We start from the raw sequence: 14,391 nt of genomic DNA, 5'->3' as shown, positions 1-14,391 counted from the left end.
AAAATGAAAGAACCGTCAATCGTTGTTAAAGGTGCGAGAGCACATAATTTAAAAAATGTAGATATTGAATTACCGAAACATAAGTTAATTGTCATGACAGGGTTGTCTGGTTCTGGTAAATCTTCCCTTGCTTTTGATACGATTTATGCAGAAGGACAACGACGTTATGTGGAATCATTAAGTGCGTATGCGAGACAATTTCTAGGACAAATGGATAAACCAGATGTAGATACGATTGAAGGCCTATCACCAGCCATTTCTATCGACCAAAAGACAACGAGTAAAAATCCGCGTTCGACTGTAGCGACGGTAACAGAAATATATGATTATATCCGACTGCTATACGCACGGATTGGCAAACCTATATGCCCACATCACGGTGTTGAAATCGAATCTCAAACAGTACAACAAATGGCAGATCAAATCCTTCAACTAGAAGAACGGACTAAAATTCAATTACTTGCACCAATCGTTAATCATCGTAAAGGGACGCATGAGAAATTACTTAAGGATGTTATTAAAAAAGGGTATGTTCGTGTACGTGTTGATGGAGAAATCATGGATATCACGGCAGTGCCTGAATTAGATAAAAACAAAAATCATACGATAGAAATTGTAGTCGATCGTTTAGTTGTCAAATCTGGAATTGAAACGCGTTTAGCCGATTCAATCGAAACCGTACTGGAGTTGTCAGAAGGACGTTTAGTTGTAGATGTCATAGATGGCGAACAACTTGAGTTTTCTGAAAAGCATGCGTGTCCAATTTGTGGCTTTTCAATTGGTGAGTTAGAACCACGGATGTTTAGTTTTAATAGTCCATTTGGGGCTTGCCCAACCTGCGACGGGTTAGGACAAAAGTTAACGGTAGACTTAGATTTAGTAGTACCTGATAAAGATAAAAGTTTGAATGAGGGTGCAATTTTAGCTTGGGAACCAACAAGCTCTGATTATTATCCAACCCTATTAAAACGTGTGTGTGATGTATATAAAATTAATATGGACAAACCGTATAAAAAGCTTACTGAACGTCAAAAAAACATTATTTTATATGGTTCTGGTGATAAAGAAATCACGTTTACATTTAAATCCAAATTTGGCCAAGCACGCAAACGTACGATGGTTTTTGAAGGAGTTGTTCCGAATATTGAGCGTCGTTACCACGACTCACCATCAGAATATGTACGTGAAATGATGCAAAAATATATGGCTGAGCAAGTTTGTGAAACGTGTCAAGGCCAACGTTTAAGTAAGGAAGCTTTATCTGTATACGTAGCGGGTAAAAATATTGGTGAAGTTGTAACGCAATCGATTCATGATGCATTGAATTATTATCAAAATATCCAACTTTCTAGTCAAGAGCAACAGATAGCACGATTGATTTTAAAGGAAATTATTGCACGATTAGAGTTTTTAAATAATGTTGGCTTAGGTTATTTAACATTAAATCGAGCCTCTGGTACGCTGTCAGGTGGTGAGGCACAACGTATTCGTTTGGCAACACAAATTGGCTCACGTCTATCAGGGGTATTATATGTCCTTGATGAACCGTCAATTGGTCTACATCAACGTGATAATGATCGTTTAATTTCTACACTAAAGGACATGCGTGATTTAGGTAATACACTTATCGTTGTCGAACATGACGAAGATACAATGATGGAAGCAGATTATCTTGTAGATATTGGTCCGGGTGCTGGGGAACATGGTGGCAGTGTGGTGGCAAATGGCACACCTAAACAAGTCATGCGAAATAAAAAATCATTAACGGGTCAGTATTTGAGTGGTAAAAAATTTATTCCGGTTCCTGAGAAACGACGCGACCTTTCAGAACGTAAAATTGAAATTAAAGGTGCGCGCAGTAATAATTTAAAAAATGTCGATGTCGCCTTTCCATTATCTGTGATGAATGTCGTTACAGGCGTCTCAGGTTCAGGTAAAAGTTCGCTTGTGAATGAAGTACTATATAAGGCATTAGCAAAACAAATTAATAAGTCTAAAGTACGACCTGGTGCGCATGATGCCATTAAAGGTGTCGAGGAAATTGATAAAATTATAGACATTGACCAATCGCCAATTGGACGTACGCCACGTTCCAATCCTGCAACATATACAGGGGTATTTGATGATATACGTGACGTATTTGCCTCAACGAATGAAGCCAAAGTGAGAGGGTATCAAAAAGGGCGTTTCAGTTTTAATGTGAAAGGTGGACGTTGTGAAGCGTGTAAAGGGGACGGCATCATAAAAATCGAAATGCACTTTTTGCCTGATGTCTATGTTCCTTGTGAAGTGTGTGAAGGCAAGCGTTATAACCGCGAAACATTAGAAGTCACGTATAAAGGTAAAAATATTGCTGATGTTTTAGGCATGACCGTAGAAGATGCAACGCGCTTTTTCGAAAATATTCCTAAAATCAAACGTAAATTACAAACATTAGTAGATGTTGGTTTAGGATATATTACCCTCGGTCAACCCGCTACAACATTGTCGGGTGGTGAAGCACAACGTGTGAAGTTAGCGTCAGAATTGCATAAACGTTCAACAGGGCGTTCTATATATATCTTAGATGAACCTACAACTGGACTACATGTAGACGATATCAGTCGTTTACTTAAAGTGTTAAATAAAATTGTAGATAACGGGGATACGGTTGTCATTATTGAACACAATTTGGATGTGATCAAAACTGCCGACCATTTAATCGATTTAGGACCAGAAGGTGGGGAAGGCGGCGGTACAATTTTAGCAACAGGGACACCTGAAGAAATTGCCGCAACTGAATCATCCTACACGGGTAAATATTTAAAACAAGTACTTGAACGTGATAAAGCGCGAATGGAGGAGTAGTGATGAAAGAAGCGCAAATTAAAGTTTTAGAGCTATTGGAAGCGCATAAAATTTTAGTGGAATCAGCAGCAATTTTATTAGATGCGATGAATGGAAAAACGCATGAACGTCATCATATTGATGCTCAGGCATCGCATCGAGAAATCGATACCGAGAACCCATCGACGTCACAGAATCAAACGTCTCAAAATAAACATAACCAACAGGGTCAAAAGCAAACATCTGAACCATCTATGGAAGAAATGATGACACACACGCTTAAACAAGTGACAGCGTCTTTACGAAAAGCGTCGAACAATAAGAAAACGACAACTGAAAAGCATAATGATTCCAAAGAGATTCCTATTGATACGTTTAGTCAACTTGAAAAGACATTCCGTGATGTGACTCAAAAACTAAATAAATACGGTAAATAAGTTATATAAATAGCAGGGTGAGCGTTAAAAATAAGTCATAAAGATTTATTTTTATACTCTCACCCTGTTCATGTATAATGGAATGACAAACAGTGGAACATTATACGTATTGATTATCAAATATACTATAATAGAAATCATTGAGGAAAGCACTAATTGAGGTGAACGTATGTTAACAACAAAAGATCTAGTGGAAAAATTCAAATTAAATGTCATTGCTGGAGAAAAAGGGCTTGAACGACCAATTATGAATACGGACATTTCTAGACCAGGTTTAGAAATGGCAGGTTACTTTTCGCATTATGCATCGAATCGTATTCAACTCCTAGGAACTACAGAGTTATCCTTTTACAATCTGTTGCCATTGGATGAACGAAAAGGACGAATGCGCAAGTTATGCCGCCCTGAAACACCTGCTATTATTATTACGAGAGGGCATGAAGCACCTGATGAATTAATAGAAGCATCACGTGCGACAGATACACCACTGATGTACATCGATGAGGCAACAACACGTGTTATGGGGCGATTCACTACATTTTTAGAGCATGAACTTGCAAATTCTACATCTCTGCATGGTGTTCTAGTTGACGTCTATGGTGTAGGTGTATTAATAACTGGTGATTCTGGTATAGGTAAGAGTGAAACAGCATTAGAACTTGTAAAACGTGGGCATCGATTAGTTGCAGATGACAATGTGGAAATTAAAGAAATCAATAAGGATCAATTGATAGGGAAACCACCAAAAATTATTGAACACTTATTAGAAATTAGAGGCTTAGGCATTATTAATGTGATGACACTATTTGGTGCTGGATCAATATTAACGCAAAAACGTATTCGATTAAATATTAATCTAGAAACATGGCGACAAGATAAACTATATGATCGGGTAGGTTTGAATGAAGAAACGTTAAAAATTATGGACACTGAAATAACTAAAAAAACGATACCTGTACGTCCGGGGCGAAATGTGGCAGTTATAATTGAAGTTGCGGCGATGAATTACAGATTGAATATCATGGGTATTAATACTGCCGAAGAATTTAATGAACGCTTAAATGCGGAAATATTAAAAAATAGTCAACGTAAAGGAGATATGTAATGTTGTTAGGTTATATCGATCCTATCGCATTTTCACTGGGGCCAATACATGTGCGATGGTATGGCATCATTATCGCAACTGCCATTTTATTAGGGTACGTTATTGCACAAAAAAGCGCTCAAAAGATTGGATTTAAAGAAGAAGATTTAATCAATACGATACTCATTTGTGTTGTGGTTGCTATTTTATCTGCGCGACTCTATTTTGTATTGTTTAACTTAAATTATTATCTTATGCATCCGATAGAAATCCCTATGATATGGTTAGGTGGTTTAGCGATACATGGTGGTTTGATCGGAGCTTTTATTACAGGGATTTATTACTCACGTCAAAAAAATTGGAATCCATTTCAGCTTGGTGACATTGCTACACCGAGTATCATTTTAGCTCAGGCTATTGGGCGTTGGGGCAACTTTATGAATCATGAAGCACATGGCGGTCCAGTGTCTCGTACATTTTTAGAAAATTTACACTTACCGCAATTTATCATTGATAACATGTATATTGATGGTGTATATTATCACCCAACGTTTTTATATGAATCGTTATGGAACGTTTTAGGATTTGTGATACTTATATCGCTCCGTAAACATTTACGCGTTGGCGAAACTTTCTTCTTATATTTAACTTGGTACTCTATTGGTCGATTCTTTGTTGAAGGCTTGCGTACAGATAGCCTCATGTTAACGGAGACGATTCGCGTGGCGCAACTTATGTCTATCGTATTGATTATGATTGGTGTAGGAATGATTTTATGGAGAAGATTGAAAGTGAAACCGCCGAAATACAAGGATGTAGCAGTGTTACCTTGGCCAGCGCAACGAAAGGATATGACACATGGCAAGAAGAGTTAAAGTCATTGCTACGAAAGGTAAATATAACCCGTTATGGTATTTATATCGTTATATTTCATTTGCCAAATTATTCAAAAACACGTTGATTATTGAATTTTTACGTTATTTCCCATTTATCCAACTCAAACCTATGCTTTATCGACGCTTATTACATATGAAAATCGGTAATCATACAGCTATTGCTTTTAAAGTCGTTCCCGATTTGATGTATCCTGAGAAAATAAAAATCGGAGAAAATGTAACCATCGGCTATCATACTACGATTTTAACGCATGAATTTCTACCTAATGTATTACGCGTAGGTGATGTTGAGATAGGAAATGACACGCTTATTGGTGCAAATGTGACGATATTACCTGGCGTAAAAATAGGAGAGCGCGTTCAAATTGGCGCTAATGCTGTCGTATCTAAAGATATTCCAAATGATACAATAGCTATAGGTAATCCGATACAAATTAAACCGTTGTGAAAGGAAGGTGACAAGGATGACACAACATCATAAAATTATTCAGCTCGGTACTGACGTATCGTTGTATGAACGTTTAGCACAACAAAAAATGCTGCAACAAGATTATGTTAGAGCAAAAAAACATCTAGATAAAGTGTTAGAATTGTCACCTGACAATTTTGATGCAAAACAACAACTTGCAACGTGTTTTGTTAAACTACACGAACCTAAAAAAGCAGAGTCTATTTATTACGAAGCGATTAGTAAAGGATATGACATTGAAACATGTTTTTATGAACTGAGTCAACTGAACATCGATTTAAATGAACCCAATAAAGCTTATTTATTTGGGTTACGCTATGCATTTCTGACCGATGATGGCGATTATCGTGAAGAATTGGAACAAATGTTTGAAGTGACATATATGGGCGATGCACAGTTAGAACTAGAAAGTGAACTGTTCGCAACCCAAATCATATTTCAATATTTATTTGGTCAAGGAAGACTTCTTGATGCACGTGAATATATTTTGAATCAAAAAGAACACATTAAAAATCATAGGGTCGTACGAAATCTTTTAGCAATGTGTTATCTGTATCTCAATGAAAATGACAAAGCGAAAGTAATGTTTGAGACGTTGTTAGAAGAAGATGACTCTGATGTACATGCGTTATGTCACTATACGTTACTCTTATATAACATGAATGAAACTAAACAATTTACTCATTATATTAAAGTTTTAAATAAAATTATTCCAATGAATGACGAACAATCCTTTAAATTAGGCATCGTGTTAAGTTATTTGAAACAATATGAAGCTTCTCAACAATTACTGTTACCCCTTCATCGAAAAGGGAGTTTTCAAACATTTCAATTGTTTCATGCGTTGGCGTTTAATTATTATTATTTAGGCCAAACATCTCAAAGTGAACATTTTTGGGAAAAGTTACAAGATTTTTCAAAAGCGAACCCAGGGGTGCCACCTTGGATTATGGATACAAGTGAGACGTATTTTAATGAAAATATTGCACCGTTACTTACGAGTGATGACGCACATCAACGTCTATATGGGGTGTTTTTACTGCATCAACTTAATGGTAAAGAAGTCCTGATGACCAAAGAAGTTTGGGCAATATTAGAAGATATGGGTGATTACGAAAAACTTTACTTATCATATCTAATTCAGGGATTACAATTGAGAAAGTTGAATTTTATCCATAACGGGATGAAGCAATTATATGAACTGTCTGAAACAAAAGATGAGTCTGCATTATTTTTAAGTTGGATTAATTATGCGGAATCTTTACTTGAAACAGATGTGGATACTGATAATGTGGTTGCATATACCGCGGCAGTAAGCTATTTATATTTTAATATGTCTGATCAATCGATGGTGAAATCACAATTAAGTAAAATGTTTAACGTTTCAGAAGATATGCTCGAAAGTGCGTTGGCGCATTTATTGAGCATTTAGCTTCAAATTTAAGCTCGAAATGGTGTAAAATGCGAATGATAAAGAATAGAGGAGGAGTCATCTATGTCAGAACAAAAAAGATATGATGTTGCGATTATCGGAGCGGGTCCAGCAGGTATGACAGCATCAGTGTATGCCTCACGTGCGAATTTAGATACAGTAATGATTGAGCGTGGTATGCCAGGTGGTCAAATGGCAAATACTGAAGAGGTTGAAAACTTCCCAGGATTTGAAATGATTTCAGGACCGGATTTATCTGCTAAAATGTTTGAACATGCCAAAAAATTTGGTGCCGAGTATAAATACGGTGACATTAAAGGCATTGAAGATAAAGGCAATTATAAAGTGATTGATTTAGGCTCTAGTCAAGTTGAAGCGACTGCCGTGATTATAGCGACGGGTGCGGAATATAAAAAAATTGGTGTGCCAGGTGAATCGGAGCTTGGTGGTAGAGGCGTAAGTTACTGTGCTGTGTGTGACGGTGCATTCTTTAAAAATAAAAATGTTTATGTCATTGGTGGCGGAGATTCGGCAGTTGAAGAAGGGACATTTTTAACAAAGTTTGCGGATAAAGTTACTATCGTGCATCGTCGTGATAAATTACGTGCACAAAAAATTCTGCAAGACCGTGCGTTTAAAAATGAAAAAATCGACTTTATTTGGAACCATACTTTAAAATCTGTAAACGAAAAAGATGGCAAGGTGGGTTCACTTACACTTGTATCGACTGAAGATGGGTCTGAACAAACAGTGGATGCTGATGGATTATTTATTTATATCGGTATGAAGCCATTAACACAACCATTCGACAACTTAGGTATTACAAATGAGGCAGGTTACATTGTCGCCAATCCAGATATGAGTACTGCAGTGGAAGGGATTTATGTTGCGGGTGACGTGAGAGAGAAAGGCTTACGACAAATTGTTACGGCAACAAGTGATGGCAGTATTGCAGCACAAAGTGTTCAAGAATATATTGAAGAACTTAAAGATAAAGCAGAAGCTTAATGTGCGCATGAAATGACCCTTTCAATTTAACTAAATATACGGATAGAGTGGATCAGTCCATCAGATGAACATGATGTGATAGCTGATGCACTCTTTTTTTACTTAAATGCTACTACTGAAGTAGGATTTCATGTACACTTAAATAGAATATGATTGGATGGTGGATACGTATGCAACATGAAGAAAAAAATGAAATCGTCAAAAGCGAATTATTAGTGATCACTGGGTTGTCGGGGGCTGGAAAGTCAGTTGTGATACAAAGTTTAGAAGACTTAGGTTATTTTTGTGTCGATAATTTACCACCGATCTTGTTACCAAAATTTGTAGAATTGATGGAACAAGGAAATCCGACATTACAAAAGGTGGCTATTGGCATTGACTTAAGAGGACGCGAATTTTTTAAATCGCTAGTTAAAGAAATTGATGATATTTTAAGTCGTAAAAATGTTATTACGGATGTACTATTTGTAGACGCAACGACTGAAAAATTAATATCACGCTATAAAGAAACAAGACGTCGACACCCATTACAAGATCAAAATAATTTAACGTTAGTAGAAGCAATTAGTGAGGAACGTAATTTATTATCGGATATTCGAAGTATGGCAAATTATAACGTCGATACGACACATTTAAAGCCGAAAGAATTGCGTTCACGTGTATATGAATACTTCAATAAATCGAATCATCCAACGTTTACTATTAATGTACAAAGTTTTGGATTTAAGCATGGGATACAAATCGATGCTGACTTAGTGTTTGACGTTCGTTTTTTACCTAATCCATATTATGTGAAATCATTGCGACCTTTAACAGGCATGGATGAAGACGTCTATAATTACGTTATGAAGTGGAAAGAAACAAACACATTTTATGAAAAGTTATTAGATTTATTACTGTTTATGATTCCAGGGTATAAAAAAGAAGGGAAGTCACAACTTGTTATTGCAATTGGATGTACAGGTGGACAACACCGTTCCGTTGCATTAGCACAACGTCTATCGGAAGATTTAAGGCAACACTTTGATTATGATATTCATGTGCATCATAGAGACGCACATATTGAAAGTGGCGATAAGCATGAAACAAATTAAAATAGTATTAATTGGTGGCGGCACAGGGTTGTCGGTGCTTGCAAGAGGCTTGAAAAAGTTTCCAATAGATATTACATGTATTGTTACTGTCGCTGATGACGGTGGCAGTACAGGAAAAATACGACATGAAATGGATATTCCAGCACCAGGTGATGTGCGAAATGTGCTTGCGGCATTAAGTGATGTCGAACCTACGTTAGAGCAACTTTTTCAATATCGCTTTGAAGAAGATAAAATTAGCGGGCACTCGTTAGGCAACCTCCTTATCGCAGCAATGACCAATATCACCGATGATTTTGGTCATGCGATAAAGGAACTCAGTAGAATATTGAATATAAAAGGGCGTGTGATTCCTTCTACAATATCTAGTGTATCTCTTAACGCTGTGATGGAAGATGGCGAAATTGTTGTAGGGGAGTCAAACATACCAAGTAAACATAAAAAAATTAAGCGTGTTTTTTTAGAACCGGCAAACGCAGAACCTATGGATGAAGCAGTTGAAGCCTTATTAGAAGCAGATTTAATTGTTTTGGGACCAGGATCACTTTATACAAGTGTCATTTCAAATTTATGTGTAAAAGGGATTGCAAATGCGATTGTTGAAAGTGAAGCCAAAAAACTGTACGTGTCTAATATTATGACGCAACCAGGTGAAACAGATGGGTATTCTGTTCTAGATCACATTGACGCCATCCATCAACAGTTAGGTCATCATGTCATCGATTTTGTCATTGCGAACGAAATTACGTTTTCAAAAGAAATTTTGGAAAAGTATGAGCAAAAAGGGGCACGACCTGTCTATTATGATGCAAATGAGCTTTTGAAAAGTGGTATTAAATTAGTGACAGGTAAAGATTTGGCACAAATATCGGAAAATCATCACGTACGTCACTGTAATGATGTATTGGCGGATATGATTTATGATATTGCCCTTGAAGAAATCAGTACGATTAAATTTGACCCTAATCGTATTAAAAAACGACGAAAAAGATAACAGTCGTTTCAAAGTGTTCATTTAAAAAGGTGAAAACAGTTTTCATTACACTCACTCGCTTCAACAAATCCGTGTTACAATAAGAAAAAAGAATGTGATTAAAGTTAATGAATGTTAAAGAGAGGAATCGATAACTATGAGCTTTGCATCCGAAATGAAAAATGAATTAACCCGTATAGAAATAGATGCGAACAACGCAAAAGCAGAGCTCAGCGCATTGATTCGAATGAATGGAGCTTTAAATTTTTCGAACCAACAATTCGTTATTAATATTCAAACTGAAAATGCTACGACAGCACGACGCATTTATTCTTTAATAAAACTTGTTTTTCACGTAGAAGTGGAAATATTAGTGCGTAAAAAAATGAAATTAAAGAAAAACAATATATACATTTGTCGCATTAAAATGAAAACAAAAGAAATATTAGATGAACTAGGCATTTTAAAGGACGGCATGTTTAGTCACGATATCGATGACGAAATGGTAAAAGACGATGAGATGAAACGGAGTTATTTACGGGGTGCATTTTTAGCAGGTGGCTCAGTTAATAACCCAGAAACTTCATCATACCACTTAGAGATATTCTCCCTTTATGAAGGGCATTCTGAAGGATTAACTGCATTAATGAATCATTATGAATTAAATGCAAAAAAATTAGAGAGAAAAAAAGGATGGATTACATACATTAAAGAGGCGGAACGTATCGCTGAATTTTTAAGTTTAATCGGAGGGTACCAAGCACTTTTGAAATTTGAAGATGTACGTATTGTTCGAGATATGCGTAACTCAGTGAATCGTCTGGTGAATTGTGAGACGGCGAATTTAAATAAAACAGTTAGTGCTGCTATGAAACAAGTGGAGAGTATTGAATTAATTGACCAAGAAATTGGTTTAGATAATTTACCTGATCGACTACGTGAGGTTGCAAAATTACGAATTGAACACCAGGATGTATCTCTTAAAGAATTGGGAGAAATGGTGAGTACGGGTACGATTTCTAAATCAGGCATCAATCATCGATTACGTAAATTGAATGAAATGGCAGATAAAATTAGAAATGGTGAACCATTTGAAGTATAAAAAAGCGAGCCATCTATAGGATCGCTCGCTTGTGATTATTATTCGGGTTGCATAACCTCATCAATTAAGCCGTATTCTTTCGCTTCTTCAGCAGTTAAGAAGTTGTCACGGTCTGTATCTTTTTGTATTTTTTCAATTGATTGACCGGTACGTTCAGATAAAATTTTATTTAGCTTCGCACGTGTTTTTAAAATGTGGTTCGCTGCAATTTCAATTTCAGTTGCTTGACCTTGCGCACCACCTAATGGTTGGTGAATCATCACTTCAGCGTTTGGTAATGCATAACGTTTACCTTTCGCACCCGCTGCCAGTAGGAATGAACCCATTGATGCAGCCATACCAATACAAATTGTTTGTACATCTGGCTTAATGTGTTGAATCGTATCATAAATTGCAAATCCAGCAGTTACACTACCACCTGGAGAATTAATATAAAGATAGATATCTTTTTCAGCATCTTGTGCTTGTAAAAATAAAAGTTGTGATACAATAGAATTTGCGACATTGTCATCAATCGCAGAGCCTAACATAATAATACGATCTTTTAATAGACGTGAGTAAATATCATATGCGCGTTCACCGCGGTTTGTTGTTTCAATTACTGTAGGAATTAAATTCATAACTCTTTCCTCCTATAAATAGCTTTGAACTTATTTTAACTTAAAAGTCAAAAATGGTCAAAAAATAAACATTTGTATCTTAATTGATTTTAAGGCATTAGAAATTATTTTACCAATCTAATACTATTAACCCCTCGTAGTGTAATGGATAACACTTAAGATTCCGGTTCTTACAATAGAGGTTCGATTCCTCTCGAGGGGGCTATTTAACCAATTTTAAATACTTTTAAATAATCTCAAAATCGCTATGGTCGTTGTAATGTTAAGGACTATAGCGATTTTTTAATTACTCACGTTATTCTATAATGTTACCCCAAATTAAATAAAATGGTTACATTTTTGGTCTCAAATTATTGATGACATTACTCGCTAATTTTGATTCCGTTTCGTATTAATCTTCAAGTAAATGAGAATAATATTTTAGTGTGGTATCTATATTTTTATGCCCTAGTCTTTTTGAAATGTAATAGATAGAAATACCTTGTGATAATAAGAATAAGCAGTGTGTATGTCTTAATGAATGAGATTTGCGTTTGTCAGTGTTTAATCGCGCGCATAACTCACCTAACGTCTTATTGACCGCAGCATTGCTAATCACTTTGCTGAATTCTGCAAATACATAACCACTCAAGTCGATAGGGGTACTTTTAATGTAATTAATTAAGTGTTACATATCGTCACGTCCAATTTGAACGTGTCTAGGTGACGTGTAGCAAAAATATGATTATTATAAAGCGCTTACCTTTCGTTGTTGAATGCGAGCGCTTTTTTATATGAATCGCCAATATGTAAAACAGGTGATAATCAAGTAATAAAAAAAGCACAGCATTCTTTAGAATGTGTGCTAATCAATATATTATTCATTCATTTCTGAAATACGTTTTTGAACTTTTTCGTATTTTTTCGCAGTGTTCTCACCTAAATGTTTTTTAATATCTTCTAAAGTAATACTGTTCATATCTACTTTCTTAGATTCTTCTTCATATTTTTTCATATTTGTTGTAAATTCTTTTTCAGAAATTTCATTTTTAAAGAACTTATCTAAATTTGTTGCGATACCATTATATCCTTTAGAAACGGACTTGTTTGAATTTAGAAAACTAGATTCGATTTTACTTAAAGCCTCTGGTGTTTTGGCTTCAATTTTATTAGATTCATAATTTTTTCTTGACTCATCTAAAGATTGTGAGACTGATTTAAATTCTTTGACTATTTTGTCTTTATTGCTCAAGTCTAAATTTGATAACTTGTCGATGGTTTGATTATAAGTATCAAGATCTTTATTAACAAACGTATTTAAATTTTCTTTGTATTTTTTTAGCTTATCTTCTTTTTGGTGTGTTTCTTGTTTCACATCTTTTTGGCCTGAGTCATTTTGACCACATGCGCTTAATACTAATAAGCTCGATAAACTGATTATTGCGAGTTGTTTCATTTTCATAATTTTAACCCCTTAATATGTAATGATTTGGTATATGTCCACAAATTTAAACAGAATTTAAGAATGTGGGTCACAATGATTATATCAAAAAAAGCGCATCAATATTAGTGTTTTCTTATAAAATGTTGTATTGTTTCTTATAGTTCATAATCAGATTGTTTATACATAATAACGTTAAAAGAAAAGAATGATTTATAATTATATTAGAGAGGGTTTTTGGAGTGTAAAGAGAAAAAAATACAAGAATTTAAAGTTTTTCTTTACATTTGGTCAAATTGCGTGTATAGTTAACTTTATCGTAATAAAAGATCGTGAAATTGATTGAAGTTTATTATTTAGAATATACTCCTTTTAATGAATGAATTTTTTTTACAAATAAAACGTGCATGATGCACAACGGAGGTATTCTATATGTATAACGGTACAGTAAAATGGTTTAACGCAGAAAAAGGTTTTGGATTTATCGAAAGAGAAAATGGTGACGATGTATTCGTACATTTCTCAGCAATCGTTGGAGATGGATACAAATCTTTAGAAGAAGGTCAAAACGTTGATTTTGAAATCGTTAATGGTGACCGTGGCGAGCAAGCTGCTAACGTAGTAAAAATGTAATAAATATAATTAAAAGACCGTGTCGAAAGAAAATTCGACACGGTCTTTTTTATACATATACACGACCATATTCATCTGCAGGTTTAAGTAAAACTAAAATACCACTAATGATAGCAATGATATGCGGAATACCAGTCCAAAAGAATGCAATGTGCAAGAGACCTTGAATCGGTTTACCTGCGTAAAACTTGTGGATTCCAAATGATCCTAAAAAGAATGCTAATAAAATATAGGCTAATTTATTTACATACATAAAAATCCTCCTTTATAAATTGAGAATTATTTATATCAAATATAAATGAAACGAACCGTAATTGCTATTTAATTGCTCCTAAAATGGTAAATAGGTGTGTTATTTGAGAAAATCACTACCCATTGTGGTATATTTAATATACCA

15 protein-coding genes are annotated in these 14,391 nt (G+C 35.2%); 11 read left to right on the top strand and 4 right to left on the bottom strand.

The window, feature by feature from the left end; all coding sequences use genetic code 11:
• Nucleotides 1–3 precede the first annotated feature (3 nt).
• The 10 genes from uvrA to whiA all read left to right on the top strand — a co-directional run bounded on the left by uvrA (nucleotide 4) and on the right by whiA (nucleotide 11,321).
• Nucleotides 4–2,847 (top strand): excinuclease ABC subunit UvrA, encoded by a 2,844-nt coding sequence (uvrA, locus tag SHYC_RS09685; RefSeq protein ID WP_039646697.1) that lies wholly within the window; start codon nucleotides 4–6, stop codon nucleotides 2,845–2,847.
• A gap of 2 nt (nucleotides 2,848–2,849) precedes the next feature.
• Nucleotides 2,850–3,263, top strand: coding sequence for a hypothetical protein (locus SHYC_RS09680; RefSeq protein ID WP_039646695.1), 414 nt, complete (start codon nucleotides 2,850–2,852; stop codon nucleotides 3,261–3,263).
• Nucleotides 3,264–3,432: 169 nt separating this feature from the next.
• Complete coding sequence (gene hprK / locus SHYC_RS09675) at nucleotides 3,433–4,368, top strand: HPr(Ser) kinase/phosphatase (RefSeq protein WP_039646693.1); 936 nt, start codon at nucleotides 3,433–3,435, stop codon at nucleotides 4,366–4,368.
• Nucleotides 4,368–5,222: a prolipoprotein diacylglyceryl transferase gene (gene lgt, locus SHYC_RS09670; protein ID WP_039646691.1), complete on the top strand. Its 855-nt coding sequence runs from the start codon at nucleotides 4,368–4,370 to the stop codon at nucleotides 5,220–5,222. Before hprK ends, lgt begins: the two co-directional genes overlap by 1 nt.
• On the top strand, nucleotides 5,206–5,691 hold the full coding sequence (locus tag SHYC_RS09665) for an acyltransferase (RefSeq protein WP_039646689.1): 486 nt from the start codon (nucleotides 5,206–5,208) through the stop codon (nucleotides 5,689–5,691). The genes lgt and SHYC_RS09665 overlap by 17 nt, the downstream gene beginning before the upstream one ends.
• 16 nt (nucleotides 5,692–5,707) lie before the next feature.
• Nucleotides 5,708–7,144 carry a tetratricopeptide repeat protein gene (locus tag SHYC_RS09660; protein WP_039646688.1) on the top strand — a complete coding sequence of 479 codons (1,437 nt, stop codon included), beginning with the start codon at nucleotides 5,708–5,710 and terminating at the stop codon, nucleotides 7,142–7,144.
• A gap of 63 nt (nucleotides 7,145–7,207) precedes the next feature.
• Nucleotides 7,208–8,152, top strand: coding sequence for a thioredoxin-disulfide reductase (trxB, locus tag SHYC_RS09655; RefSeq protein ID WP_039646686.1), 945 nt, complete (start codon nucleotides 7,208–7,210; stop codon nucleotides 8,150–8,152).
• A 170-nt stretch (nucleotides 8,153–8,322) separates the two neighbouring features.
• A complete protein-coding gene (rapZ, locus tag SHYC_RS09650; protein ID WP_039646684.1) occupies nucleotides 8,323–9,246 on the top strand; it encodes an RNase adapter RapZ in 924 nt (307 codons plus the stop codon).
• On the top strand, nucleotides 9,233–10,240 hold the full coding sequence (locus SHYC_RS09645) for a gluconeogenesis factor YvcK family protein (protein WP_039646682.1): 1,008 nt from the start codon (nucleotides 9,233–9,235) through the stop codon (nucleotides 10,238–10,240). Before rapZ ends, SHYC_RS09645 begins: the two co-directional genes overlap by 14 nt.
• Nucleotides 10,241–10,376: 136 nt before the next feature.
• Entirely contained in the window at nucleotides 10,377–11,321 is a 945-nt protein-coding gene (whiA, locus tag SHYC_RS09640; protein ID WP_039646681.1) for a DNA-binding protein WhiA, read from the top strand.
• A 38-nt stretch (nucleotides 11,322–11,359) separates the two neighbouring features.
• Here whiA and clpP read toward each other — a convergent pair whose 3' ends face one another.
• From clpP to SHYC_RS09625, 3 genes are all read right to left on the bottom strand, one after another.
• The gene (clpP, locus tag SHYC_RS09635) at nucleotides 11,360–11,941 is read right to left on the bottom strand and encodes an ATP-dependent Clp endopeptidase proteolytic subunit ClpP (protein ID WP_039646679.1); all 582 of its coding nucleotides are present in this window, start codon (nucleotides 11,939–11,941) and stop codon (nucleotides 11,360–11,362) included.
• A 391-nt stretch (nucleotides 11,942–12,332) separates the two neighbouring features.
• Nucleotides 12,333–12,572 (bottom strand): tyrosine-type recombinase/integrase, encoded by a 240-nt coding sequence (locus SHYC_RS12640; protein WP_158484666.1) that lies wholly within the window; start codon nucleotides 12,570–12,572, stop codon nucleotides 12,333–12,335.
• Nucleotides 12,573–12,797: 225 nt separating this feature from the next.
• On the bottom strand, nucleotides 12,798–13,382 hold the full coding sequence (locus SHYC_RS09625; protein ID WP_039646677.1) for a hypothetical protein: 585 nt from the start codon (nucleotides 13,380–13,382) through the stop codon (nucleotides 12,798–12,800).
• A gap of 411 nt (nucleotides 13,383–13,793) precedes the next feature.
• On the opposite strand from SHYC_RS09625, the gene SHYC_RS09620 reads away from it, so the two are divergent.
• Nucleotides 13,794–13,994 carry a cold-shock protein gene (locus tag SHYC_RS09620; RefSeq protein ID WP_037567914.1) on the top strand — a complete coding sequence of 67 codons (201 nt, stop codon included), beginning with the start codon at nucleotides 13,794–13,796 and terminating at the stop codon, nucleotides 13,992–13,994.
• A 49-nt stretch (nucleotides 13,995–14,043) separates the two neighbouring features.
• On the opposite strand, the gene SHYC_RS09615 is transcribed toward SHYC_RS09620, so the two are convergent.
• Nucleotides 14,044–14,247: a TM2 domain-containing protein gene (locus tag SHYC_RS09615; RefSeq protein ID WP_039646675.1), complete on the bottom strand. Its 204-nt coding sequence runs from the start codon at nucleotides 14,245–14,247 to the stop codon at nucleotides 14,044–14,046.
• Between the last annotated feature and the right edge of the window lie 144 nt (nucleotides 14,248–14,391).

The organism is Staphylococcus hyicus, from assembly GCF_000816085.1.
Taxonomy (GTDB): Bacteria; Bacillota; Bacilli; order Staphylococcales; family Staphylococcaceae; genus Staphylococcus; species Staphylococcus hyicus.
This window is presented reverse-complemented; position numbering and strand designations above follow the sequence as displayed.

Excerpts from the sequence above, each read along its gene's own strand:
- SHYC_RS09660 (WP_039646688.1), top strand. The coding sequence starts at position 5,708 with ATGACACAACATCATAAAATTATTCAGCTCGGTACTGACGTATCGTTG.
- trxB (WP_039646686.1), top strand. The coding sequence starts at position 7,208 with ATGTCAGAACAAAAAAGATATGATGTTGCGATTATCGGAGCGGGTCCA.
- SHYC_RS09665 (WP_039646689.1), top strand. The coding sequence starts at position 5,206 with ATGGCAAGAAGAGTTAAAGTCATTGCTACGAAAGGTAAATATAACCCG.
- SHYC_RS09615 (WP_039646675.1), bottom strand. The coding sequence starts at position 14,247 with ATGTATGTAAATAAATTAGCCTATATTTTATTAGCATTCTTTTTAGGA.
- clpP (WP_039646679.1), bottom strand. The coding sequence starts at position 11,941 with ATGAATTTAATTCCTACAGTAATTGAAACAACAAACCGCGGTGAACGC.
- SHYC_RS09645 (WP_039646682.1), top strand. The coding sequence starts at position 9,233 with ATGAAACAAATTAAAATAGTATTAATTGGTGGCGGCACAGGGTTGTCG.
- whiA (WP_039646681.1), top strand. The coding sequence starts at position 10,377 with ATGAGCTTTGCATCCGAAATGAAAAATGAATTAACCCGTATAGAAATA.
- lgt (WP_039646691.1), top strand. The coding sequence starts at position 4,368 with ATGTTGTTAGGTTATATCGATCCTATCGCATTTTCACTGGGGCCAATA.
- SHYC_RS09680 (WP_039646695.1), top strand. The coding sequence starts at position 2,850 with ATGAAAGAAGCGCAAATTAAAGTTTTAGAGCTATTGGAAGCGCATAAA.
- rapZ (WP_039646684.1), top strand. The coding sequence starts at position 8,323 with ATGCAACATGAAGAAAAAAATGAAATCGTCAAAAGCGAATTATTAGTG.
- uvrA (WP_039646697.1), top strand. The coding sequence starts at position 4 with ATGAAAGAACCGTCAATCGTTGTTAAAGGTGCGAGAGCACATAATTTA.
- SHYC_RS09625 (WP_039646677.1), bottom strand. The coding sequence starts at position 13,382 with ATGAAAATGAAACAACTCGCAATAATCAGTTTATCGAGCTTATTAGTA.
- SHYC_RS09620 (WP_037567914.1), top strand. The coding sequence starts at position 13,794 with ATGTATAACGGTACAGTAAAATGGTTTAACGCAGAAAAAGGTTTTGGA.
- hprK (WP_039646693.1), top strand. The coding sequence starts at position 3,433 with ATGTTAACAACAAAAGATCTAGTGGAAAAATTCAAATTAAATGTCATT.